Genomic DNA, 23110 nt, shown 5'->3' on the forward strand with positions numbered 1-23110 from the left:
TGGTGTGATATTTTCTCCTCCTTCGAGGACCTGGGAGGGGAATCATGAGGTGTCGCCTGTGCGTGGTCGGCGGACTGCTGGCCGGAATGCTCGTCATGTCGACCGGCTCGAGTGCCGCGCCGGGGGTCCAGGCCGCACCGCCTGATCCGGTGGGCGTCGCGCTCGACCATCTGACATCGCAGTCCCCGTCGGCCAGTGTGACCGACGCGTCCGATCTCGTGGTGGCCGGTGTGGTGCCGACGGACCACAACGGCCTGACCCACGTGTACGTACAGCAGCAGCACCAGGGGATCGACGTGTTCGGGGCGATCGCCAACATCGCCGTGAAGGGAGACGGCTCGGTGTTCAACGATGCCAGTCGGCTCATGGCGGTCGTGGCGAACGATGCGGTCCCCGAGATCGCAGCGGTGGACGCGGCCGAATCCGCAGCGGACATCCTCGGACTCGAGCCGTCGTCGTCGTTCGACGTCGTCGACGCGCCGATCGGGGCTGCCCGGTCTCAGACCTTGAGCGACGCCGGAATCTCCTTGTCGCCGATCCCGGCCCGACTCGTGTTCCAACCCGTGGACGCGAAGTCCACCCGACTGGCGTGGGAACTCGGCATCGAGACCCCGGACGGCCACGACTGGTGGCAGATCCGGATCGACGCTGCGACAGGCGAAGAACTCGATCGCAACAACCTGACCGTGCACGACGACTTCGGCGGCGGATCGGCCCACGACGCAGTGCTGCCCGAGCCGAGCTCGACGGAGACGTCGGAGACATCGGCGGACCTCGTCGCGGACGGTTCGTCGTATCGGGTGTACGCCCAGCCGACCGAGGCACCCACCTTCGGCGGCCGGACACTCGTGAACCAGCCCGCCGACGACACCGCATCGCCGTTCGGCTGGCACGACACGAACGGCGTCGCCGGCGCCGAGTTCACGGTGACCCGCGGCAACAACGTGTCCGCTTACACCGACACCGACGGGGACAACGTTGCCGACGTCGCGAGTCAGCCCAACGGCGGCGCCGGCCTCGACTTCGACTTCCCGATCGACCTGGCGAACGCACCGTCCACGTACCAACCGGCAGCCGTGACCAACCTCTTCTACTGGACCAACATCGCTCACGACTTCCTCTACGCGTACGGCTTCGACGAGGCCGCAGGCAACTTCCAGGTGAACAACTACGGCCGGGGCGGTACCGGCAACGACGCGCTCAACGCCGAGGCACAGGACGGCTCGGGCACCAACAACGCGAACTTCTCGACGCCTGCCGACGGCGCATCCCCCCGGATGCAGATGTTCAACTGGACCAGCCCGGCGCCCACCCGCGACGGTGCCCTCGACAACGGGGTCGTCATGCACGAGTTCGGCCACGGCCTGTCGAGCCGCCTGACCGGCGGACCGAGCACCGTTGCCTGCCTCGGCAACCAGGAGCAAGCGGGTGAAGGATGGAGCGACTTCGTGGCGCTCGTCTCGACGATGCGTTCCACCGACACCGGACCGCAGGCCCGCGGCATCGGCACCTATGCACTCGGTCAGCCCATCACCGGCCCGGGCATCCGTACCGCTCCGTACAGCACCGACATGTCGATCAACGGTCACACCTACGACACGATCAAGACGGCGGCGGTTCCCCACGGCGTCGGCGAGGTGTTCGGCACCATGCTGTGGGAGATGACGTGGGCGCTGGTCGACCGCTACGGCTTCGACGCGGACCTGGCGAGCGGTTCGGGCGGCAACAACATCGCCATGCAACTCGTCGTCGATGGAATGAAACTGCAACCGTGCTCGCCCGGATTCGTCGACGCGCGGGACGCCATCCTGGCCGCCGACGTCGCCGGCAACGCCGGCGCCAACACGTGCCTGATCTGGACCGCCTTCGCCAAACGCGGACTGGGATTCAGCGCCACCCAGGGTCTCTCGTCCTCGAGGACCGATGGAACGCAGGCATTCGATCTTCCGAGCGAATGCCTCCCACTCGTGGTGTCCAAGACCGCGAACGTGGCGACCGCACGGGCCGGCGGCGAGATCACGTACACGCTCGTCGCGAAGAGCAATGCAACGACGAACCAGACCGGTGTGATCGTGACCGATGCGGTCCCGAGCGGCACGACCTATGTCGCCGGATCCGCCGGATGCGGAGGGACCCAGGCCGCCGGCGTGGTGACGTTCGTCGTCGGGACCCTCACACCGGGGCAGAGCCGATCCTGTTCGTTCCGGGTCCGAACGAACGCGAGTCCGTTCTCCGTCGCCGTCTTCACCGACGGCTTCGAACCCGACGCGTCCGCCTGGACGCTCAGCCACGCATCGGGTTCCATCGACTGGGTGATCGATGCGGTCGACCCGCACACCGGCACCAACTCCGTCTTCGCCGGCAACCCCGCTTCGGTGTCCGACAAGTACCTCGCGCTCACGACTCCGGTGTCGATCCTGTCGACCACGCGACTGTCCTTCTGGCATCGACACGACCTCGAGAGCGGCTTCGACGGAGGTGTCGTCGAGATCTCGACGAACAACGGCGCCACGTGGGCCGATCTCGGCCCACAGATGACCGCGAACGGCTACAACGGCACGATCAGTGGCGGTTTCAGCAGCCCGATCGCCGGCCGTCCGGCGTTCACGGGCAGCCAGCTGGTGTACCGCAGGACGGTCGTCGACCTGTCGAGCTTCGCCGGGACGAACGCTCGCATCCGATTCCGCGGCGCATCCGACTCGAGCGTGTCCAGTGCCGGTTGGTGGGTCGACGACGTCTCCATCGGCACCGTGGTCTCCGTCACCAACGTGGCGAACGCAACGAGCGCCACCGAGACGGCCGTGAGCAACTCGGTCAGCACGGACATCATCGCGCCGAGCCTGCCGGCCGCACCGACCGCCGTCACCGGCGTCCCCGGCGATCGCCGGGTCGCGGTGTCGTGGACTGCCCCCGCCGCGGCGCCCGGCGCCAGCGTGCCCAGCGCCTACGCGGTGACGGCATCACCCGGAGGAGCGACGTGCGCGACGTCCGGCGCGACGACCTGCACAGTCGCCGGTCTGACGAACGGTACGGCGTACACGTTCACGGTGGTCGCGACCACCGCCGCCGGCCCGGGTCCGGCGTCGGCACCGTCGGCGCCCGTCACGCCGAAGCCGCCGCCGTACGTCGCGGTGGGTCCGGATCGTGCGATCGACACGCGTGATGGTGGTGGTGATCGTGTTGCTGGTGGTGCGACGTTGACGGTTCCGGTGGGTGCGCAGTATGCGGGGCGGTCGATTTCGGTGAACTTGACGGTGCCGGGTGCGTTGGCTCCTGGGTTCGCGACGTTGTTCGCGTGTGATCAGGATCAGCCGGGGACGTCGTCGTTGAACTATCAGGCGGGTCAGCCGATCGCGAACGGTGTGATCACGAAGGTGAGTGCGCAGGGCACGGTGTGTGTGTTCGTGAGTCAGCCGGCGCACGTGATCCTCGACGTGTTCGGCGACTTCCCGTCCTGACTCGACGTCCGAGGAGGCCCGGCCGTCGACGCTGGGCCTTCATAGCGACGTGTCCGGAATTCGTTTCGTAGACTTCTCACGCGTTGCCCACGTAGCTCAGTCGGATAGAGCGGTCGCCTCCTAAGCGACAGGCCGCAGGTTCGATTCCTGCCGTGGGCGCTCGACGTGGGCGCTCGACGTGTGCGGTCCGTCGTGGTCGTCTCCTCAGCGGCAGGCCGCAGGTTCGATTCCTGCCGTGGGCGCTCGACGTGGGCGCTCGACGTGTGCGGTCCGTCGTGGTCAGTCGTCGGGGACGAGTCGGGCGACGATCGCCGGCACGACCCACACGCCGACCGAAGCCGCGATGGCGCCGATGATCGTGACGATCCACTGGTCGCGTCCGGGGAGATCGAGCTCGAAGTAGTCGCGGAAGAACGGGACCACGATCACGACCACGTACAGCGACGCCATTCCCGCAGCGAGGCCGACCTTCCAGAGCTGCAGCGGCCGACTCACGGAGAGCAACACGAAGAGCCCGGCACCCAGCAGCGTGATCGTGGCCGCGGTCCGCGCCTCGGCGAGGATCACGCCGTCCATGCGGCGCACCACCTCGTACACGACGAACGCAGCGGTTCCCGCCACGATGCCGGCGGGGATCGAGTAGCGGAGAACACGGCGGAGGAAGCCGGGCCGTACGAGGTTCTCGTTCGGGGACAACGCAAGGAAGAAGCCGGGCAGTCCGATGGAGAACGTCCCGATCAACGTGAGCTGGCGCGGCAGGAACGGGAACGGCGACCCGGCCACACCGACCAGCAGCGTGAGGAACACGGCGTAGGTGGCCTTGGTGATGAACAGGTTCGACACCCGCTCGATGTTGTTGATGACACGTCGACCTTCGGCGAGCACGCGGGGGAGGGTGGAGAACCGGTTGTCGAGCAGCACCAGTTGGGCCACTGCGCGCGTCGAGGAACTGCCGTCGCCCATGGCGATCCCCATGTCGGCGTCCTTCAAGGCGAGGACGTCGTTCACGCCGTCGCCCGTCATCGCGACGACGCGCCCACGCGACTGCATCGACTTCACCATCGCCCGCTTCTGGTGCGGGGTGACGCGACCGAAGACCGCCGCAGCGTCGACGCAGTCCCCGAACGCCTCGGCGTCGGTGTCGAAGTCGGGGAGGTCCCGGGCGTCGGTGCCCGATTCGCTGCCGAGCACGCCGGCTCGTCGTGCCACCGCGGCGACGGTCGACGGGTTGTCGCCGGAGATCACCTTGATCGTGACGCCCTGCTCCCGGAAGAACTCGAGGATCTCCGCAGCGTCGCTGCGCACGGTGTCCTCCAACGAGATGATCGCGAGCGGCGTGAGCACGTCGGGCTGCCGTTCGCCCTGATGTTCGCCGTCGGCGTGGCTCAGCACGAGGACGCGGCTGCCCGCATCGGCGCGTGAGCTCACCAGCGCCCGTGTCTCGGCGTCGTCGGGGTCGATGAGGAATTCGGGTGCGCCGATGTAGAACGAGCCGCGTCCTTCGAAGTGCGTGGCCGCCCACTTGCGTGCGGAACTGAAGGGGGTGATGTCGTCGGCGACCCATCCGGCTTCCGGGTCGGGGGCGGGGTTCGCCGTGATGATCGCTGCGAGCGTGGCGTTCGGGCTGGGGTCCGACGCGCCGAGCGCGCCGAGCGCCTCCGACACGTACTCGGCGTCGACGCCGGGCAGCGGCTGGACGTCGCCGTAGCTGATCTCACCGGTGGTGATCGTTCCCGTCTTGTCCAGGCACAGCGTGTCGACGCGTGCGAGCAACTCGACCGAGGTGAGTTCCTTCGCCAGTGCCTTGCGTCGGGCGAGTGAGATCACGCCGACGATGAACGCCAGGCTGGTCAAGAGGACCAGGCCGTCGGGCACCATCGCGACCGCCGCGGCCACGGTGCCCTGCAGTGCGTCCTGCCAGCGGTCCACCTCGTCGCTGTTCAGTTGGCGGATCAGCAGGAGGACGGCGGCCGGGGGGATGACGAAGGTCAGCCACCGCAGGATCGTGTTGACGCCGGCGCGCAGTTCGCTGTCGGCCAGCTTGAAGACGCGGGCCTCCTCGGCCAGCTTGGCGGCATAGCTCTCCGCGCCGATCGCCGTGGCGGTGTACAGCCCGGAGCCCGAGGACACGAAGCTGCCCGACATCACCTCGTCGCCCGGCTTCTTGCTCACCGAGTCGCTCTCGCCGGTCAGGAGGGACTCGTCGACGTCGAGGCCGACCGCCGATTCGACCGTGCCGTCGACCACGATCTGGTCGCCGGGCTTGAGCACGAGCAGTTCGTCGGCGACCACCTCGCTGACGGCCAACTCCACGTTCTCCCCGTCGCGCCGGGCGGTGGCCTTGGGAGCATTGAGCAGTTCGAGTTGGTGCAACGTGCGGCGTGCTCGGAGTTCCTGCAGCACACCGATGACGGAGTTCGAGATGACGACGCCTGCGAACAGCGCGTCGGCCGGGTAGCCGGCCACCAGGATCAGCACGAACAGCGTCGAGATGATCGCGTTGACCGGCGTGAGGACGTTCGCGCGGACGATCTCGCCCAGCGTGCGGACCGGCGCGTCCGGGACGTTGTTGGTCCGTCCGTCGGATCGGCGTTCCGCGACCTGCGCCGCCGTCAGTCCCCTGGAGGTGTCCACCGGATCGATCGTGGCGTCAGTCATGTCGCCGAGAGAGTATCCGAGCGGTGGGAGGTCCCCGCGGGCACCGCTCGGTGGACGCAGGTCCGATCGATCGCGGAGCGTGGCGAGCGCGCTCACATCCGGACGTGGTCGCTCTCGCGGCGTCACGAGGCGGGGATGAATCGCTCCCATACGGTCGGGTCGTTCAGCGCGTTGGCACCGGCTTCGAAGATCGCAGCGACTTCGTCGAGCGTGGGGACGCACGCGGCAACGGTGTGCGGGTACGGGTTCTCGACGTTGCCGGCGGGCAGGGTCTCGAAGTGCAGGTGGGGGCCTCGAGCATTTCCCGTGCTGCCGACGAAGCCGATCACGTCGCCGGCCTCCACCGTTCGGCTCTCGCCGGCGAAGCCGTCGAGGTGGGCGTAGTAGAACTTGTCGCCGTTCGCCGCGGTGAGCCAGACCGCGTTGCCGCCGAGCGAGTTGCGCTTGAAGAGTGCATCGCCGTCGCGGACGGCGATCACGGGGGCGCCCCGGTCGGCGATCATGTCGACGCCCTCGTGCGAGCGGCCGCCCGATCGAGGCCAGCCCCACGAGTCCTCGAACGTCGCAGGTGCGTCGACCGGACACGCCGCGAGCAGTTCGACGGGCGCCTCGACGACCGTGTCGGTGAGGGCGGGGTCGGTGGAGGTCTGGTCGGTGGGGGGCTGGTCGGTGGGGGTCGGGTCGGAGGGGGCGGCGACGGAGACGGATGGAGAGGAGAACAAGGCGGCGGCGGACGTGGCTGCGACGAGGGCGGCTCGGCGTCGGCGGGCGGTCATGTCATTGGACATGGCGAGTCAAGTTACAGTTTGATGACGGACGGATGTCGTTCAGGTGGCGTGAGTCACGAAGAGTGAAGTTCTGACTCGTTTGCGTCGACAACGCGTGTCATTTCGGTGTCGTCAGGCCAATAGGCGCCGAAGCCGGGCCGTCCTGGATCGTCTGCTGCGCCGACGTCACGGCGCCGGCGGCTACTTTGCGATCACGACGAAGTGCCAGATCTGGAATGGGGGTTCCACCATGGGGTACGAGAACGATCCGGGGTCGATCGACGCCGCACCGGTCACCGACTGGGTGAACGACTGGGACTGGTTGGATTCCCAGTGGGGCACCGACGCGATCGACATCTGGAATGCCGTGCGCGAGGTGACCCCGATGGCGATGACCGAACGCTACGGGCGGGCGTTCATGCCGGTCACGATGAATGCGGTGTCGGCCATCGCCAAGGACACCGAGAACTTCTCCTCGCGGTTCGTGTCGGTCGCCCAGCCCGATGCGAAACGACGACCGGCGCCGCCGATCACGTCGGACCCACCCGATCACCAGGGTCATCGTCGACTCCTGTTGCCGTCGTTCAGTCCGAAGCGGATCGAGCAGATGGAGGACGAGCTGCGCGAGTACTCACGGGGCCTGATCGCCGAGCTGGCCGGGCGGGACACGGCCGACGCGGCCGCGGAGTACAGCCAGCACATCCCGGTCCACGGGATCGCACAGATGATCGGCGTGCCCGACTCCGACGCCGACATCTTCCGCGACTGGATCTACCGCAACTTCCAGTTGGCCCCACGGGACAACAGGGTCCGCGAGGAGGTCACCGCCGACATGCGCGCCTACTTCGGCGATCTGCTCGACGCTCGCGCCGACGACCCGCGAGACGATCTGGCCACCCTGGTCACCAACGCCGAGATCGACGGTGAACCCATCGATCGCGAACTGAAGCTCGGCTACCTGCTCCTGCTGATCCTCGCCGGGATCGACACGACGTGGAGCGCGATCGGCTCGGGGCTGTGGCACCTCGGGAGCAACCCGTCCGACCTCGCTCGACTGAAGGGGTTGTCGTTCGACGATCCGTTGTGGCTCACCATGAGCGAGGAGGTGCTGCGCTTCTACGCCCCGGTCACGATGGGTCGGGAGGTGATCGGCGACACGACCGTGGCCGGTTGTCCCGTGCGCAAGGGCGAGCAGGTGCTCGTGACGTTTCCCGCCGCCAACCACGATCCCGCCGCGTTCGAACGGGCCGACGAGTTCCTCATGGATCGCGAGGTCAACCGCCACCTCGCGTTCGGGCTGGGCATCCATCGCTGCCTCGGCTCGAACCTCGCGCGCCTCGAGATGAAGGTCGCGTTCCAGGAGTGGTGTGCGGCGTTCCCCGAGTACCGGATCGACCGCTCGAAGCGGACCACGTGGACGAACGGTCAGATCCGCGGCCCACGCGAGATCCCGGTCGTCCTCCGATGAGACCACTCGGTGTCGGAAACCGTGCGACGACCATTCGGTCTGACACCGTTCGACGGACCGGGGCGCGTCTCGTGGACCTGAGCGGAAAGCACGTGGTGATCACGGGCGGGTCGGCGGGAATCGGGGCCACGATGGCGCACGCGTTCGCCGAACAGGGGGCTCGTGTGCTCGTGGCGGCCCGATCGGAGGAGAAGCTGCGAGTCATCGCGGACCGGATCGTGGGGGACCGCATCGTGGCCGACTTCACGAACCCCGATGACGTCGACGGTTTCGTCGCGACGTGCCTCGACACGATGGGTCACATCGACGTGTTCGTGAACAACGCAGGCGTCGAGACCTCCACCAGTTTCGCCACCACCGACCGCGATGCGCTTCGGACCATCGCCCGCCTCAACTTCGAAGCGACGCTGCTGCTGACGCGCGACGTGCTGCCGCACATGCTGGAGCGGGGGAGCGGCCACATCGTGCAGATGTCCTCGGTCGCCGGCGCGATCCCGTTTCCAGGCCTCGCCGCCTACTCCGGCACCAAGGCCGGCATCACCAACTTCACCGAGACGCTGCGACTGGAGATCAAGGGCACCGGCGTCGACCTCACCCTGGTGAGTCCGGGCCCGGTGGAGACCGAGATGTGGGAACGCCTCGAGAACGACCACCGCCCGTTCGCCGCAGTGGGACTGAAGCGCTTCGCACGTCTCGGCTTCCTGCCCAAGCTCACGCCCGAACAGATCGCCGACGCGACCGTCGACGCCGTCCTGCAGGAGAAGCGGTTCGTCCGACTGCCGAAGCGCTACGGCATCTACCACCTGCTGTCGAATGCGCCGCGCCGCCTGGTCGAGGGTGCGCTCGTCGGCACGAAGTTCCCGCACGACTGGAAGAAGGGCTGACATGACCGCATCGTTCGAGAAGATCTGGGAGACCGACAACGCTCCGAGTCGCAAGTGGCCGCTGTACACGCGTGGCAACGTCGGCGAGGTGTTCCCCGAGGTCGTGTTGCCCTTCACGTGGGACCTGATCGGCAAGGCGGCCGAGGACGGATGGCGCCAGGCATTCGTGAAGATGGGACTGGTCGCCGACGGCGACTTCCCCGACGACGAGGACATGATCATCCTCAGCGTCTTCGGCGGCTACTGCTACATCAACGCCAGCTACGTACGCATCCTCGGGGTGCGCGCCCCGGGTGGCAAGGTCGAGAACATCGACACGATGTTCTTCGGTGAATCCGATGCGCCCCGCTATGCGCCGCGCGACGGGGACAAGAACTTCAGGACGACGCTGATGCTCGGCAAGACGTTGCTGCGTCTGCTGTCGACCAAGGACCTGCCCGCGATGGAGCAGGACAAGGTCAAGGTCGACCGCTTCATCGCCCGATATCCCGGAGACGACGCGTCGAACGACGAGCTCATGGCGTACTGCCTGTCGTTCCGGCCGTTCTTCGAAGCGCTGTTCTCGCGCCACATCGACAACACGTTCTCCAATGCGCTCGTGTCGGGGGCGATGATCGACCTCGTCGTCAAGGCCGGCACGCCCGACCTCCTCGTCTCGATCCTCGGTGGCATCGGTGACATCGAATCGGCTGCACCGTCGGCGGCGATGTGGAAGCTGTCCCGCCTCGATCCCGACAGCGCCGAGTACGCAGCGGGCTTCGACCGGTTCCTCGCCGAGTTCGGCACACGCGGACCCAACGAGTGGGACATCGGATCGGACCCCTGGAGCTTCCGACCCGCCATGGCCACGGCGGCGATCGACGCGATGCGTCCCGCTTCGGACACGCATGCTCCCGGTGCGCAGGCCACCCGACTCGCCGCGGTGCGCGACGGCGCGCTCGCCGAGGTGCGTGGCGGACTCAACCGGATCGACCGGTTCCAGTTCGACAAGGCGTACCAGGCGACCGTGTTGTTCTCCCAGGCCCGTGAACGCTCCAAGACCACGGTGATCAAGGCGATCCACGCCGTCCGTCGAGCGCAGAACACCATGCACCTGCGAGCCGCTGCCGGCGGCGGCGTCGACGAGCGCTGGAAGAGTTGCCTGCTCAACGTCGACGAGTTCACGCGCTATCTCGACGGTCCCACTGCGTTCGGCGGGCTGATCGAGGAGCGTGCAGAACTGCACGGTCGACTGTCGAGCCTGATCCCGCCGTTCATCGTCGACGGGACCGTGCCCGCGATGGAGACCTGGGACGCGCGTGCGTCGACGGCCGTGGCGTTGCGGTCGGGCGACACGATGCAGGGCATCGCCGGTTGTCCCGGTGTGGCCCGCGGGCGAGCACGCGTGGTGCTCGACCCGGGGGAGCCCGGAGACCTCGGCCCCGGCGATGTGCTGATCGCGCCGATCACCGACCCGTCGTGGACGCCGCTCTTCCTCGCGGCCGAGGCCGTGGTGGTCGACGTCGGCGCGACGATGAGTCATGCGGTGATCGTGAGCCGCGAGCTCGGGATCCCCTGCGTGGTCAGCGCCGTGGGTGCGACCCGGTCGATCCCCGACGGGGTCGAGATCGAGGTCAACGGCGACACCGGCCTCGTCACCGTGCTCTGACGTCGACCGGATTCGCGACCTCACGCCGGCCGGGTCGGTCCATCACCCAGCGTTCGCCACATCCGGCGCTGCACGTGAGGATCGCCCCGTTCCAGGGCGGGGTTTCGCTCACGTCGGGCGTTACGTCGGGCTGGGCGTGAGGATCGCCCCGTTTTCGGGCGGGGCCTGGCTCACGTCGAGGGTCGCGCGATGAGCATTCGCACGTCGATCGCGGAATGAGGCATGATGACCTCGGTCACACCTCGTGACCTCGGGGAGAGAGGATCAACATGAAACAGCTGTCGGGGCTCGACGCGAGCTTCTTGTACATGGAGACGCCGAACACCTACGGGCACGTCAACGGGTTGTCGATCTACGAGCGACCGTCCGACGACTTCGAGCCCTTCGAGCACGTGTACGAGCGGTTCGGCGTGATGGTCGGCAACCTCGAACCACTGAGACGGCGCCTCGTCGACGTGCCGTTCGGCCTCGACCATCCCTACTGGATCGACGACCCCGACTTCGACCTCGACTACCACGTCCGCCACATCGGACTCGCCCCGCCGGGAGCGGACGACCAACTCGGTGAGCAGGTCGCGCGGATCGTCGGCCGCCACATGGACCGCCGCCGTCCCCTGTGGGAGGTGTACGTGATCGAAGGCCTCGCCGACGGCCGCTGGGCGATGCTGTCCAAGACGCACCACGCCACCATCGACGGAGCGTCGGGCGTGATCATGCTGAAGATGATGACCGACCCGGCCCCCGATTCCGAGTGGGTGCTCAAGCCGGTCGAGTGGACAGGCGAGGCGATCCCCAAGGACAGCGAACTCCTGAAGCAGACCGTGCGTCATCTCGCCACGAATCCGGTGAAGGCTGCTCGCCTCCAGCTCCGTGTCGTGCGTCAGTTGGCCGAAGCGGCCGGCATCGACAGCGTCGGGAGCGCGGCGAGCCAGGCGCGCGACGCGATCAAGTCACTGGTGACGACGTCGAGCGGTTCGAACGCCAACGACAACGAGTCGAGCGTGAGCATCCCGCTCAGTCCGGCGCCGAAGACCCCGTGGAACGCGTCCGTCACGCCGAACCGAAGATTCGCGATGAGGTCGGTGTCGCTCGCGAACGTCAAGGCGCTCAAGGACGCGACCGGAGGCACGATCAACGACGTCGTGATGGCGATGTGCAGCGGCGCGCTGCGTGAGTACCTGATCCGTCACGACATGTTGACCGATGAACCGCTGCGGGCCATGGTTCCCGTGTCGATCCGGACCGGGGACGAGGAGGACGTCTGGACGAACCGGGTCACGGCGATCGTGTGTGAACTCCCGACCAACTGTGCCGACCCCGTCGAGCGTGTGGCGCTCTGCCGGGACGCGATGAAGCAGGCCAAGCGCCAACTCGACCTCCTCCCCGCCGACACGATGATGCAGGCGACCCAGATGACGTCGCCCGTCATCGCTGCGTCTGCCATTCGCCTGGTGGGACGCCTGAAGCTCGCCGACCGGATGAACTCACCCATCAACGTCGTGATCTCGAACGTTCCGGGCCCCCGGGAGCCGTTGTACTTCGCAGGCGCGAAGTTGGATGCGTACATCCCGGTGTCGACCATCTCGGACGGGGTCGGGTTGAACATCACCGTGCACAGCTACGAGGACCGCCTCGACATCGGCCTGATCTCCGATCGCGAACTCGTGCCCGACCTCTGGGACCTCGTCGACCTGCACGTCGACGAGATCGCCCGCCTGTTCGAGGCGACCGGCGCCGAGTGGGCCGAGCCGCCGATGCCCCCACCGATGCGACGTGGCGGGCTCGGCATCGAGGCGGTCCCACCGAGCAGTCCGGAGGTCGCGGCACGCGTCGCCGACGAGCGCGCCGTGACCGGCGCTCCCTCGATCCCGGCGGGCACGAAGAGGGCCGCATCGAAGAGGGCCGCATCGAAGAGGGCCGCGTCGAAGAAGGCCGCATCGAAGAAGGCCGCGTCGAAGAAGACTGCGACGAAGAAGACTGCATCCAGGAAGTGAGCGCTGGACGCTCCGGGCACCCGATGGACGCAGTACGTTCGTCGTCGGGATGAGGGTCCGATGACGAACGAGAACATCTCGGCGCCTCCGGCGTGGATGGCGGCTCTCGAGTACCGCGCGGTGGCCGAGCGTGCGCAGATGTCGGCGATGCTGCCGGCGCTGCGGCGACTCCCCAAGGGCGACGGCCACCCCGTACTGATCTTCCCCGGCTTCACCACGGGGGATCGCTCGACGCAGCCGCTGCGACGACTCCTGCGTGACCTCGACTACCGAACCTACGGGTGGGGTCTCGGTGTCAACGTGGGTCCGACGCGCCGAATCCTCGACGGCATCTTCGACCGACTCGAGAAGGCTCACGACCGACAGGGCGAGCGCGTGTCCGTCATCGGTTGGAGCCTGGGTGGGATCTACGCGCGCGAACTGGCCCGTGCCCGGCCCGATCTCGTCCGCCAGGTCATCACGCTCGGCAGCCCGATCCAGATGATCGAGAACGACACGTCGTCGGCGTCGCGGATCTGGGATTCGTTGCGCAGGTACCACGCGCCGGGCTTCCGCAGCCCCGAACGCGAGGCCGATCGACCACTGCTGGCGGTCCCCGCCACATCGATCTACACGCGCACCGACGGCGTCGTGAACTGGAAAGCCTGCTTGATCCGCAAGAGCGACCGCACCGAGAACATCAGGGTGTTCGGAAGCCATTGCGGTCTCGGTTTCAACACCGCCGCGATCTACGCCATCGCCGACCGCCTCGCACAGCCCCAGGACCAGTGGCGGCACTTCTCGGCACCGTGGTACCTGCGCAGCGCGTTCCCGTGTGCGCAGGACCTGGATCGCTCGAAGCTGCCGCACGCCGTCACCACCTGAGACGCCACCAGGCGACGGCGAATCGTTCGCGACGTGAGGTCACCCCACGGCGTCGAACGGTGTCCGACACCGTGTGACAGGCTGCGGGTGGTGCGGCGGGCTCTGATCGACTGTGACCGACGACGCTCCGCCGATGCGGCGCGTCGAGTCCCACGCCATCCACACTGATCGGACGACGACATCGGACGGGTCGACCGTGCCGATCACGGACCGCGACCACCGAGGAAGGAGAAGTCATGACGTTCTGCATCGGCATCAGGGTGGACGCCGGCATCGTCGTGCTCTCCGACACCCGTGTCGTCACCGGCAGCGAGACCTCTCGCAAGTCGAAGCTGTCGACGTTGACCGACGGGCGCAGCGAGGCGGTCGTGATGACGTCCGGGCTGCGCTCCGTACGCGACAAGGTCGTGGCTCGGATGCAGGACCGCCTGTCGTCGGGCGTCGAGTTCGATCGCTTCCACGAGTTCGCCAGCGCGTACGGCGACGAACTCCGCGCGGTCCGAGCGGAGGACGAACCGTCTCTCGCCGAAGGTGGCCTGACCTTCGACTCGCATGCGATCCTCGCCGGTCGGTTCCCCGGGGACGTCGACCCGGTCCTGATGCACGTGTATCCGGAGGGGAACTGGGTCGAGGCGACCGACGATGCTCCGTACTTCGTGATCGGCCGGTCGTCGTACGGCAAGCCGATCCTCGACCGACTCCTGCGCGCCGGGTCCACACTCGAACACGCCATCTCGCTCGCATACCTGGCGTTCGACGCCACGGCCGCCAGCTCCACCGACGTCGACTTCCCGATCGACATCGGCGTCCAACCCCGAGACCAGGAAGACTTCACGATGCAACGATTCACCCAGAACGACATGGAGGCGGTGCACGCCGCGTGGCACGACCACCTCCACGCAGCACTCGACCGACTCCCCACGCCGTGGAGCGAACTCGTCGGAACGGAGCGCTCGGCGTGAACGAGATCCTGATCACCTCGCGCCTCCGCTACGAGGTCACCGAGCGGGCGTCGTTCGCCTTCTCGATCGTGGCGGCGCGCACCGACCACCAAACGGTCACGAAGGAGACGATCGACCTGGGTGACGACGTGGCGTGGACGATGGTTCCGTACGGCTCCGGTACGCATCAACTGCTCCGTCTGACCGTCGACCCCGGCGAACTCGACCTGTCCTACACGGCGTCGGTCACGGTCTCGGCCCAGACGGATCGTCCGGACGGCCTCGACGAGGTGCCGTTCGACGAGGTGCCCGCCGAGGTGCTGCCGTACCTGAACCCGAGCCGGTACTGCGAGTCCGATCGTGTCGGCAACTTCTCGTTCCGGCTGTTCGGCGACACGCCGGCGGGCTACGACCGGGTCAAGGCGATCAGCGACTGGGTGCACGACAACCTGGTGTACGAGTCGGGGTCGACGGACGGTTCGAGCAGCGCCACCGACGTACTCCTGCAGCGTGCCGGCGTGTGCCGCGACTTCGCGCACGTGGCGATCACGCTGTGTCGGGCGATCGGCGTGCCGGCGCGGTACGTGTCGGGGTACGGCATCGGTGTCGATCCGCAGGACTTCCACGGCTTCTTCGAGGCGTACGTCGGCACCGACTGGTATCTCTTCGATCCGACGGGCATGGCGCAGTCCAATGCACTCGTCCGCATCGGGTACGGACGCGACGCCGCCGACGCCCCGTTCGCAACGCTGGTCGGTCGCGCCGACCTCCTGGAGAAGGAGATCACGGTCGCGAGCGATGGCAAGTTGGAGAAGGAACCGGCGACCGCATCGACGGCGTAGCGGGCGAGCCCATCGAGCCGACGGGGGATGGGTTCCGCCGTGAGCATCGGTGAAATGTCAGTCTGGCCTGACGCGGAAGGTCGCTGCGTCAGGCCAGACTGACATTTTCGCCACGTCAGCTGTGGAACCGTCCGAGACGACGGGCGGCCGGGCAGCGAGTGCATCTCCGAGACGACACTCACGGATTCTTCGTGCTCGAATCGGCGCCCCGCATCGCCCTGCCACCGGCTCGGTCGGAGGTCGGCGGCGGAGGCTCGTTACGTTCGTCGCATGGACTTCTCCATTCCCGAACCGATCCAGGACTTCCTCGGACAGCTCGACGACTTCATCGAGTCGACGATCAAGCCGATGGAGAACGAGGACGACAACATCCGCTTCTTCGACCACCGACGTGAGGACGCCAGGACCGACTGGGACCGCGACGGTCTTCCCAACGCCGAGTGGGAGGGGCTGCTCCGCCGGATGCGGGTGGCCGCCGACGAGGCCGGGTTCTACCGGCATCAACTCCCGGAGCGCTTCGGTGGCCACGATGCCGGGAACCTCGAGATGGCGATCATCCGCGAACACCTGGCCCGCAAGGGGTTGGGCCTGCACAACGACCTGCAGAACGAGAGCTCGATCGTCGGCAACCTCGTGACGGTGCTGATGATGGAGAAGTACGGGTCGGAGGCACAGCAGGCCGAGTGGATCCCCAAGATGCTCGAGGGCACCGCGCGCATCGGCTTCGGGCTGACCGAGCCCCTCCATGGCTCCGACGCCACGTACATGGAGACCACCGCCGTCCGCGACGGGGAGGAATGGGTGATCAACGGCGAGAAGTACTGGAACACGGGTCTGCACCACGCCACCCACGACTACATCTTCGCCCGCACCTCCGGTGAGCCCGGCGACGGCCGCGGCATCACCTGTTTCATCACCCCCACGGACTCGCCCGGTTTCGGGATCGAGGAGTTCATGTGGACCTTCAACATGCCGACCGACCACGCCCACGTGAGGCTCGACGAGGTCCGCGTGCGTGACGAGGACATCCTCGGCGAGGAGGGTCTCGGCCTCCAGACGGCACAACTCTTCGTCCACGAGAACCGCATCCGCCAGGCGGCGTCGTCGCTCGGGGCGGGGTTGCACTGCATCGACCTCGCCGTCGACTACGCGAACCAGCGCACCACGTTCGGCAAGCGACTGTCGACGAACCAGGCGATCCAGTTCCCGCTGGCCGATCTCGCCGCCGAAGGCGAGATGCTGCGTGCGCTGATTCACAAGACCGCGTGGCAACTCGACTCGGGGATCGACCACATGGAGATCACCGACAAGGTGGCGATGTGCAACTACCGCGCCAACCGCTTCTGCTGCAACGCAGCGGATCAGGCGATGCAGACCTGCGGCGGACAGGGCTACAACCGGGCGATGCCGTTCGAGCACATCTACCGCCACCACCGTCGCTACCGGATCACCGAGGGGTCCGACGAGATCCAGATCCGCAAGGTCGCCGGCGCGCTCTTCGGCTACACGGGTCGCGCCAAGGGTTGACCGGTACCGGCCCGACCAATTCCGGGCGCGCGCACCCCGACACAGGTCGTCGGGGAGCGCGGCGCGCCCGTCAGATCGACGCGACGAAGTCGAGGAGCACGCGATTGAACTCCTCGGTGTGACTGTCGAGCACGCCGTGCGGGCCGCCGTCGATGACGTGCAGTCGGGCGCCCTTCACCTGGTCGGCGGTGCGCTTGCCGCTCACCTCGAACGGCACGATCTGGTCGCCGCTTCCGTGGATCACGAGCGTCGGAACGTCGATCTTGTCCAGGTCGTCACGGAAGTCGGTCCGGGCGAAGGCGTCGATGCAGGCGAGCGCCGCCTCGGTGGAGCACGGTGCTGCGAGTTCGAGCCAGGTGTCGATCACGTCCTGGCCGACCACGAGATCGCCGTCGGCGTTCGTGTAGAAGTTCGTCGAGAAGTCGGCGAAGAACGCCTCCCGATCGTCTGCCAGCCCCTGCTTCATCTCCTCCACGTCCTCGTCGCCGAGGCCACCGTCGGGGTTGTCGTCGGACTTCAGCAGGAACGGCGGCACGGCCGAGGCGAAGACCATGGCCGACAGCCTCTCTGTGCCGTACTGGCTGACGTAGCGGCAGAGTTCGCCGCCGCCCATCGAGAAGCCGACGAGCACGGCGTCGCGAACGTCGAGTTCGTCCATGATCGTGTGGACGTCGGACGCCATCGTGTCGTAGTCGTAGCCGTCGCCGGGCTGGTCGGAGTCCCCGAACCCGCGCCGGTCGAACGAGACCACCCGGTACCCGGCCGCTTCCAGGTCGACCTTCTGCGGCTTCCAGCTGTGACCGCTCAGCGGCCAACCGTGGACGAGCACGACGGCGCGGCCGTCGCCGCCGGAGTCGTACACCTCCAGTTCGATCGGGGTCGGGCCGGCGGTGGAACGGATCCTGGACATGTCTCTCCTCTGACGTCGCTTCATCTGTCACCTGCGGTGCTACCCGAACGACGAGGCCGCGAACCCTCCACACGCGCAGCGTGCCCGCCGGATGAACCGGCGGGCACGTTCGCGTCACACCTCGAGTCAGGCCTTCGCGTAGACGGTGACCTGCCTGGAGTGGAACCGGAATACCAGGAACCCGATGATCGCCAGTGCCAGACCGCCGACCAGCTTCGCGATCGCCCCGATCCGGATCTGACGGTGGACTTCGTCACGGATCAGCCCGATGCTGTCGGTCACCTCGTCGGGGATCGTGGAGGTCTCGTCGTCGATGCTGTCGGCCAGATCCTCACAGAAGGCGTCGTCGGTCTCTCCGTCGCAGATGTCCTCGAAGTCGTCCTGGCGCTGCATCCGCTCGAACTCGTCGAACACACCGAGCCCTTCGTCGACGACCTGGGTGGCCCCGACGAGGCCGCGATCCCATCCGTCGCGCAGTCCGCTGTCGGGGCTCACGACCGCGACGAGGGACCCCACGGCCATCAGCAGACCGACGATCATCAGCACGCCACTGGCCGCGCACGCTCCGAACAGGTAGACGGAACGGACCCACGCCGACTCGTCGACGGGACCTCGCTCGACTCCCGCCGGGGCTGCCGTGTCGGCGGGCGAACCCACCCAGGTACCCGGTGGAGGGCCCGCGGTCGGTGACTCGGGCGGCGGCTCCGTCGGGTACTGCGGCGGCGCAGGTCGGCGGGGGGAGGTCTCGTCGTTGACATCGTCACTCATGGAGACGACGGTACGCATCGCTCCCGAATGCGCCCACGGGGAGGTGTCCCCGCGGCGGATCGCGTCGGACGGCGTCGGATCGCCGGCCATGGGCGCCACAACGTACGCAATCGACCTGTCGTCGGTTCGCCAGCCCTGCGGGGAGCTCTCCCCGACCGTCGTCGCGGTCCGGCCGCCGAGGATCGTGATCAGTCGAGTTCCCGGAGTGCCCGGTCAGCGGCGTTGGAGCCGCACATACCGTGAGCGCCGGCACCGGGCGGGGTGGACGCCGAGCACAGGTAGGTCCCGGGGATCCCGCAGGAATAGGGATCGAGGGCCACACGTGGGCGGAAGACCAGTTGTCGCACCGACGTCGCCCCGCCGATGATGTCACCGCCGACGTAGTTCGGGTTGTCCACCGACATCTCGGTGGTGGAGCGCACGGCCGTGCCGACGATCCGGTCGCGGAAGCCGGGAGCGAACCGCTCGATCTGCGCGATGATCGACTCGGTGGCGTCGCCCGTGTAGCCGTTCGGCACGTGTGCGTAGGTCCACAGCGGGTTGACGCTCCCGACCGATCGTCCCGGGTCGGCCAGGTACTGCTGGCCGACGAGCACGAACGGGCGGTCGGGCATGTCGCCCCGGAAGATCGATGCTTCGGAGGCCACGACCTCCTCGATACCGCCGCCGAGGTGGACCGTGCCGGCGGCCCGGGGCGATTCGGCGGTCCACGGGACGTCGCCGTCGATCGCGAAGTCGACCTTGAATGCTCCCGGCCCGTGACGGAACCGGCGGTAGGCGCGGGCGACACGGGCGGGCAACCGGTCGCCGAGGATGTCGGCGGCGATCGACGGTGCGACGTCGAGCATCAGAACGTCGCTCGCCGGCAGATCGGCGACCGACGTGACCCGGACGCCGGTCTCGATCCGACCGCCGTGTCGTTCGATGTCAGCAGCCAACGCGTCGGCGATCGTGCCCGACCCGCCCTCGGCCACGACCCACCCTCGAGCGTGGGCGGAGGCGATCAGCATCGTCCCGACGGCGCTGGTGAGCGGGCGGCCGAGCGGCGCGAGCGCATGTGTGGCCACCCCGGCCCAGAGCGCTTTCGCCCGGGGTGTGGACAACAGCTTCGCCGTGGTCGTGGCAGGCAACAGAGCGCTCGAGCCGAACGACATCAACGAGAGCGGATGACGGGGGAGGTGCAGCACCGGCTGCGACACGTCGGCGAACACGTCGTCGAAGTGTTCCGAGACGTAGCCGAAGTATCGACGCCACCTGCCACCGTCGGAGCCGAGCTGCTCCGCCGTCCGGCCGATCGACCGGTACAGCGCACCCGCGGACCCGTCGTCGAGGGGATGCGCGCAGTCGACCTCGGGCTGGAGCCAGCGCACGCCGCCACTCCCCACGAGGTCGAGGTCGGCGAAGCACGGTGACGCTGCAGCGATCGGGTGGAACGCCGAGCAGTGGTCGTGAACGAGGCCGGGCACGATCATCTCCGAGCTGCGTGTGCCGCCACCGATCGCAGCCGCGGCCTCGAGCACGGTCACGTCGAGACCGGCGCGAGCCAGGCGCGCTGCGGCAGTCAGGCCGTTCGGCCCGCTGCCGACCACGATCGCCGACGTCACGATGTCACCCGACGAGAGGAGAGGCGGTCATTCGCGACCACCGGATCCGGGATGCGCCACACCGGGTGCAACGTACCCGGGAAGTGTCCGGGTGGCGGCGTGCGGGACCGGGCCGTCGGGCGTCGCCACGGGCCCGGATACGGTGCGGCCATGGAGTACGGATTCGATCGGTTCCTTCGGTACGACGAGTTGAACGCATGGCTCGACGGCGTGGCCGCCACCCATCCCGACCTCGTCTCGATCGACACCTACGGCTCGTCGCACGAAGGACGCGACCTGCGGATCGTCACGGTCACCGATTCCTCCACGGGCACCCACGACACCAAGCCGGCGATGTGGATCGACGCCAGCATCCACGCGGTCGAGTTGACCGCGACGGTCGCTGCGTGCCATCTCATCCAGCGACTGGTCGAGGGCTTCGGCAGCGACGACACGGTCACGAGGGCCCTGCGGACACGCACCTTCTACGTCGTGCCCCGGGTCAACCCCGACGGGGCCGAGTGGGTTCTCGCCGACTCGCCGCGCTTTCGCAGGTCGAGCACACGCGCCTGGCCGTGGACCGATGGCCACGAATGGCCCGGTCTGCACGTGGAGGACGTCGACGGCGACGGACGGATCCTGCAGATGCGCATCGCGGACCCTGCCGGAGCCTGGACCCCGCACCCCGACGACGAGCGACTGATGATTCCTCTCCCAGCCGAGGGTGTCGCTCCCGGAACGCCGACGTACCGACTGCTCGACGAGGGGCGGATCGTCGACCACGACGGCTTCACCGTGCCCACGCCAAGCGCCGTGGAAGGGCTCGACCTCAACCGGAACTACCCCGCCGGTTGGTCCACCTCGGTGCCGGGCGCCGGCGATCACCCCCTCAGCGAACCCGAGATCGATGCACTCGTGCGTGCGATGGTGGCCCGGCCCAACATCTGCGGATTCAACGCGTACCACACGAGCGGCGGGGTGCTGTTGCGTCCGTCGTCGACCCGCGCCGATGCGAAGCTCGCGCCGCGTGACGTGTGGGTGTGGAAGCAGATCGGCGAGCGCGGCACCTCGCTGACCGGCTACCCCTCGCACTCGGTCTACGAGGACTTCACGTGGGACCAGAGCGAGACGATGAGCGGCGCGAGCGACGACTGGGCGTACGAGCACCTCGGTGTGTTCAGTTGGACCACCGAGTTCTGGGACATCGTCCATGCGGCGACCGGCGAGAAGCAGTCGACGCACTTCTGGTACACCGGGCCGACCGACGGGCAGGCACTCGCCGTGCTCCGTTGGTGCGACGAGCACCGGCCCGGCGGCCACGTCGACTGGGCTCCGTTCGATCACCCGCAACTCGGCGCCGTCGAGATCGGCGGCTGGAACGGTCTGATCACCTGGACGAACCCGACGGGCGAGCACCTTCGTGAGGAGGTCGGACCGCACGCGGACTTCGCGATCCACCAGGCGCTGTGCTCGCCGCGGATCGAGATCGCGCACGTCGAGACGACGCGGATCGGGGGCGCGACGTGGCGGGTGGACGTCGGCGTGGCGAACACGGGGTGGCTGCCGACCGACGTGACGTCGTTGGCGCGCAAGGAGTCACTCGTGTCGCCGATCACCGTGGAGTTGCAGAGCGACGACATCGAGTTCCTCGACGGACCGGCACGCCGACAGGCCGGGCAACTCGAAGGCCGGGTGGCGCTGCGCTTCGCAGGTGGCAACGACGGCACGCCGGACCGCGCACTCGTGTCGTGGACGATCCGTGGCGGGATGGGCACCGGGATCACCGTCGAGGCCCGCCACCCCCGCGCCGGCCGGGTCACCCGGACGATCACCCTCGCCTGAACAACCTCTGTTGTTCGCTCCCGGACGGAACAACAGAGGTTCGCGGTCAGACGTGGGCGATGGGGGCGATGATCTTCTCGGCGAGTTCGGTCGCCTTGGCCTCGACGCCGTCGGAACCGAGCAGCATGAACGCGGGTGCGATCGTGCGGCTCACGCCGATCGCCCGCAGCTCCTCGGCGGCCCCGACAGGATCGTCGCCGAACAGGCCTGGATGAGCAGCGGTGATCTCGATCGCGTCGGCGTCGCGGTCGTGTTCGGCGGCGGTCTGGCGCACGATGTCGATCATCTCGGTGAGCTCCGCGATCGAACCCTTGCCGGGGAAGAACCCGTCGCCGAGCCGGCCCGCACGCCTGGCAGCGGCCGCCGAGTGGCCGCCGATCGTGAACGGCACGCTGCCGCTCGCGGGCTTCGGATTCGACGACACGTTCTCGAACGACACGAAGTCGCCGCTGTAGGACGCGTCGTCGCCCGCCCACAGTGCGCGCATCGCATGGACGTACTCGTCGGTCCGGTCACCACGGCGGGGCCACGACACGCCGAGTGCGTCGAACTCCTCCTCCAGCCAGCCCACACCGATGCCGAGTTCCATCCGTCCGCCGGACAGTCGGTCGAGCGTGGCCACCTCCTTCGCGAAGATCAGCGGGTTGCGCTCGGGCAGGATGATGATGCCGGTGCCGAGTCGCAGCGTCGAGGTGTGCGCCCCGACGAACGCGAGCCACACCAGTGGGTCGGGGATCGAGGATGTCTTGTCGCCGGGCATCCTTCCCGTCGGGGAGTACGGGTACTCCGAGTCGTAGTCGCTCGGCCAGATCACGTGCTCGACGGTCCACACCGATTCGACCCCCGCCTGCTCGGCAGCAACGGCCATCTGAACGACGCCCTCGGCTTCGGCGAAGGGTCCGGTGTTGGCGAATGCGAGTCCGAGTTTCATGCACCCGAACCTACTCACACCATCT

The 23110-nt window shown here is 67.8% G+C and carries 16 protein-coding genes and 1 tRNA gene; 11 read left to right on the forward strand and 6 right to left on the reverse strand.

Going from position 1 to position 23110, the window contains the following annotated elements:
- The first annotated feature begins 44 nt into the window (after positions 1 to 44).
- Entirely contained in the window at positions 45 to 3458 is a 3414-nt protein-coding gene (locus ABJK40_RS01735; RefSeq protein WP_348478585.1) for a M36 family metallopeptidase, read from the forward strand.
- Between the two features lie 85 nt (positions 3459 to 3543).
- A tRNA-Arg gene (locus tag ABJK40_RS01740) sits at positions 3544 to 3617 on the forward strand.
- A 120-nt stretch (positions 3618 to 3737) separates the two neighbouring features.
- Here the strand turns inward: ABJK40_RS01740 and ABJK40_RS01745 are convergent.
- Both ABJK40_RS01745 and ABJK40_RS01750 read right to left on the reverse strand, forming a co-directional pair.
- Positions 3738 to 6116 carry a cation-translocating P-type ATPase gene (locus ABJK40_RS01745; protein WP_348478584.1) on the reverse strand — a complete coding sequence of 793 codons (2379 nt, stop codon included), beginning with the start codon at positions 6114 to 6116 and terminating at the stop codon, positions 3738 to 3740.
- A gap of 122 nt (positions 6117 to 6238) precedes the next feature.
- Positions 6239 to 6904, reverse strand: a complete 666-nt coding sequence (locus ABJK40_RS01750) for a M23 family metallopeptidase (protein WP_348510128.1) — start codon at positions 6902 to 6904, stop codon at positions 6239 to 6241.
- Positions 6905 to 7133: 229 nt separating this feature from the next.
- Between ABJK40_RS01750 and ABJK40_RS01755 the strand changes: the two genes are divergently transcribed.
- From ABJK40_RS01755 to ABJK40_RS01790, 8 genes are all read left to right on the forward strand, one after another.
- A complete protein-coding gene (locus ABJK40_RS01755; RefSeq protein ID WP_348478090.1) occupies positions 7134 to 8351 on the forward strand; it encodes a cytochrome P450 in 1218 nt (405 codons plus the stop codon).
- A 71-nt stretch (positions 8352 to 8422) separates the two neighbouring features.
- A complete protein-coding gene (locus ABJK40_RS01760; RefSeq protein WP_348478091.1) occupies positions 8423 to 9235 on the forward strand; it encodes an SDR family NAD(P)-dependent oxidoreductase in 813 nt (270 codons plus the stop codon).
- 1 nt (position 9236) lies between these two features.
- The gene (locus tag ABJK40_RS01765) at positions 9237 to 10883 is read left to right on the forward strand and encodes a PEP-utilizing enzyme (RefSeq protein ID WP_348478092.1); all 1647 of its coding nucleotides are present in this window, start codon (positions 9237 to 9239) and stop codon (positions 10881 to 10883) included.
- A 269-nt stretch (positions 10884 to 11152) separates the two neighbouring features.
- Positions 11153 to 12877, forward strand: coding sequence for a wax ester/triacylglycerol synthase family O-acyltransferase (locus tag ABJK40_RS01770; protein WP_348478093.1), 1725 nt, complete (start codon positions 11153 to 11155; stop codon positions 12875 to 12877).
- Between the two features lie 60 nt (positions 12878 to 12937).
- Positions 12938 to 13741 (forward strand): alpha/beta hydrolase, encoded by an 804-nt coding sequence (locus ABJK40_RS01775; RefSeq protein WP_348478094.1) that lies wholly within the window; start codon positions 12938 to 12940, stop codon positions 13739 to 13741.
- A gap of 236 nt (positions 13742 to 13977) precedes the next feature.
- Entirely contained in the window at positions 13978 to 14703 is a 726-nt protein-coding gene (locus tag ABJK40_RS01780) for a proteasome-type protease (RefSeq protein ID WP_348478095.1), read from the forward strand.
- The gene (locus tag ABJK40_RS01785; protein WP_348478096.1) at positions 14700 to 15524 is read left to right on the forward strand and encodes a transglutaminase family protein; all 825 of its coding nucleotides are present in this window, start codon (positions 14700 to 14702) and stop codon (positions 15522 to 15524) included. Before ABJK40_RS01780 ends, ABJK40_RS01785 begins: the two co-directional genes overlap by 4 nt.
- A 270-nt stretch (positions 15525 to 15794) precedes the next feature.
- Positions 15795 to 17051, forward strand: coding sequence for an acyl-CoA dehydrogenase family protein (locus ABJK40_RS01790; protein WP_348478097.1), 1257 nt, complete (start codon positions 15795 to 15797; stop codon positions 17049 to 17051).
- Between the two features lie 70 nt (positions 17052 to 17121).
- On the opposite strand, the gene ABJK40_RS01795 is transcribed toward ABJK40_RS01790, so the two are convergent.
- From ABJK40_RS01795 to ABJK40_RS01805, 3 genes are all read right to left on the reverse strand, one after another.
- Positions 17122 to 17961, reverse strand: a complete 840-nt coding sequence (locus ABJK40_RS01795) for an alpha/beta hydrolase (RefSeq protein ID WP_348478098.1) — start codon at positions 17959 to 17961, stop codon at positions 17122 to 17124.
- A gap of 126 nt (positions 17962 to 18087) precedes the next feature.
- Positions 18088 to 18729, reverse strand: a complete 642-nt coding sequence (locus ABJK40_RS01800) for a hypothetical protein (RefSeq protein WP_348478099.1) — start codon at positions 18727 to 18729, stop codon at positions 18088 to 18090.
- Positions 18730 to 18917: 188 nt separating this feature from the next.
- On the reverse strand, positions 18918 to 20333 hold the full coding sequence (locus ABJK40_RS01805) for an NAD(P)/FAD-dependent oxidoreductase (RefSeq protein WP_348478100.1): 1416 nt from the start codon (positions 20331 to 20333) through the stop codon (positions 18918 to 18920).
- 150 nt (positions 20334 to 20483) lie between these two features.
- On the opposite strand from ABJK40_RS01805, the gene ABJK40_RS01810 reads away from it, so the two are divergent.
- The gene (locus ABJK40_RS01810; RefSeq protein WP_348478101.1) at positions 20484 to 22154 is read left to right on the forward strand and encodes a M14 family metallopeptidase; all 1671 of its coding nucleotides are present in this window, start codon (positions 20484 to 20486) and stop codon (positions 22152 to 22154) included.
- Positions 22155 to 22200: 46 nt separating this feature from the next.
- On the opposite strand, the gene ABJK40_RS01815 is transcribed toward ABJK40_RS01810, so the two are convergent.
- Complete coding sequence (locus ABJK40_RS01815) at positions 22201 to 23085, reverse strand: LLM class F420-dependent oxidoreductase (RefSeq protein WP_348478102.1); 885 nt, start codon at positions 23083 to 23085, stop codon at positions 22201 to 22203.
- Between the last annotated feature and the right edge of the window lie 25 nt (positions 23086 to 23110).

The organism is Ilumatobacter sp., assembly GCF_039969435.1.
Classification (GTDB): domain Bacteria; phylum Actinomycetota; class Acidimicrobiia; order Acidimicrobiales; family Ilumatobacteraceae; genus Ilumatobacter_A.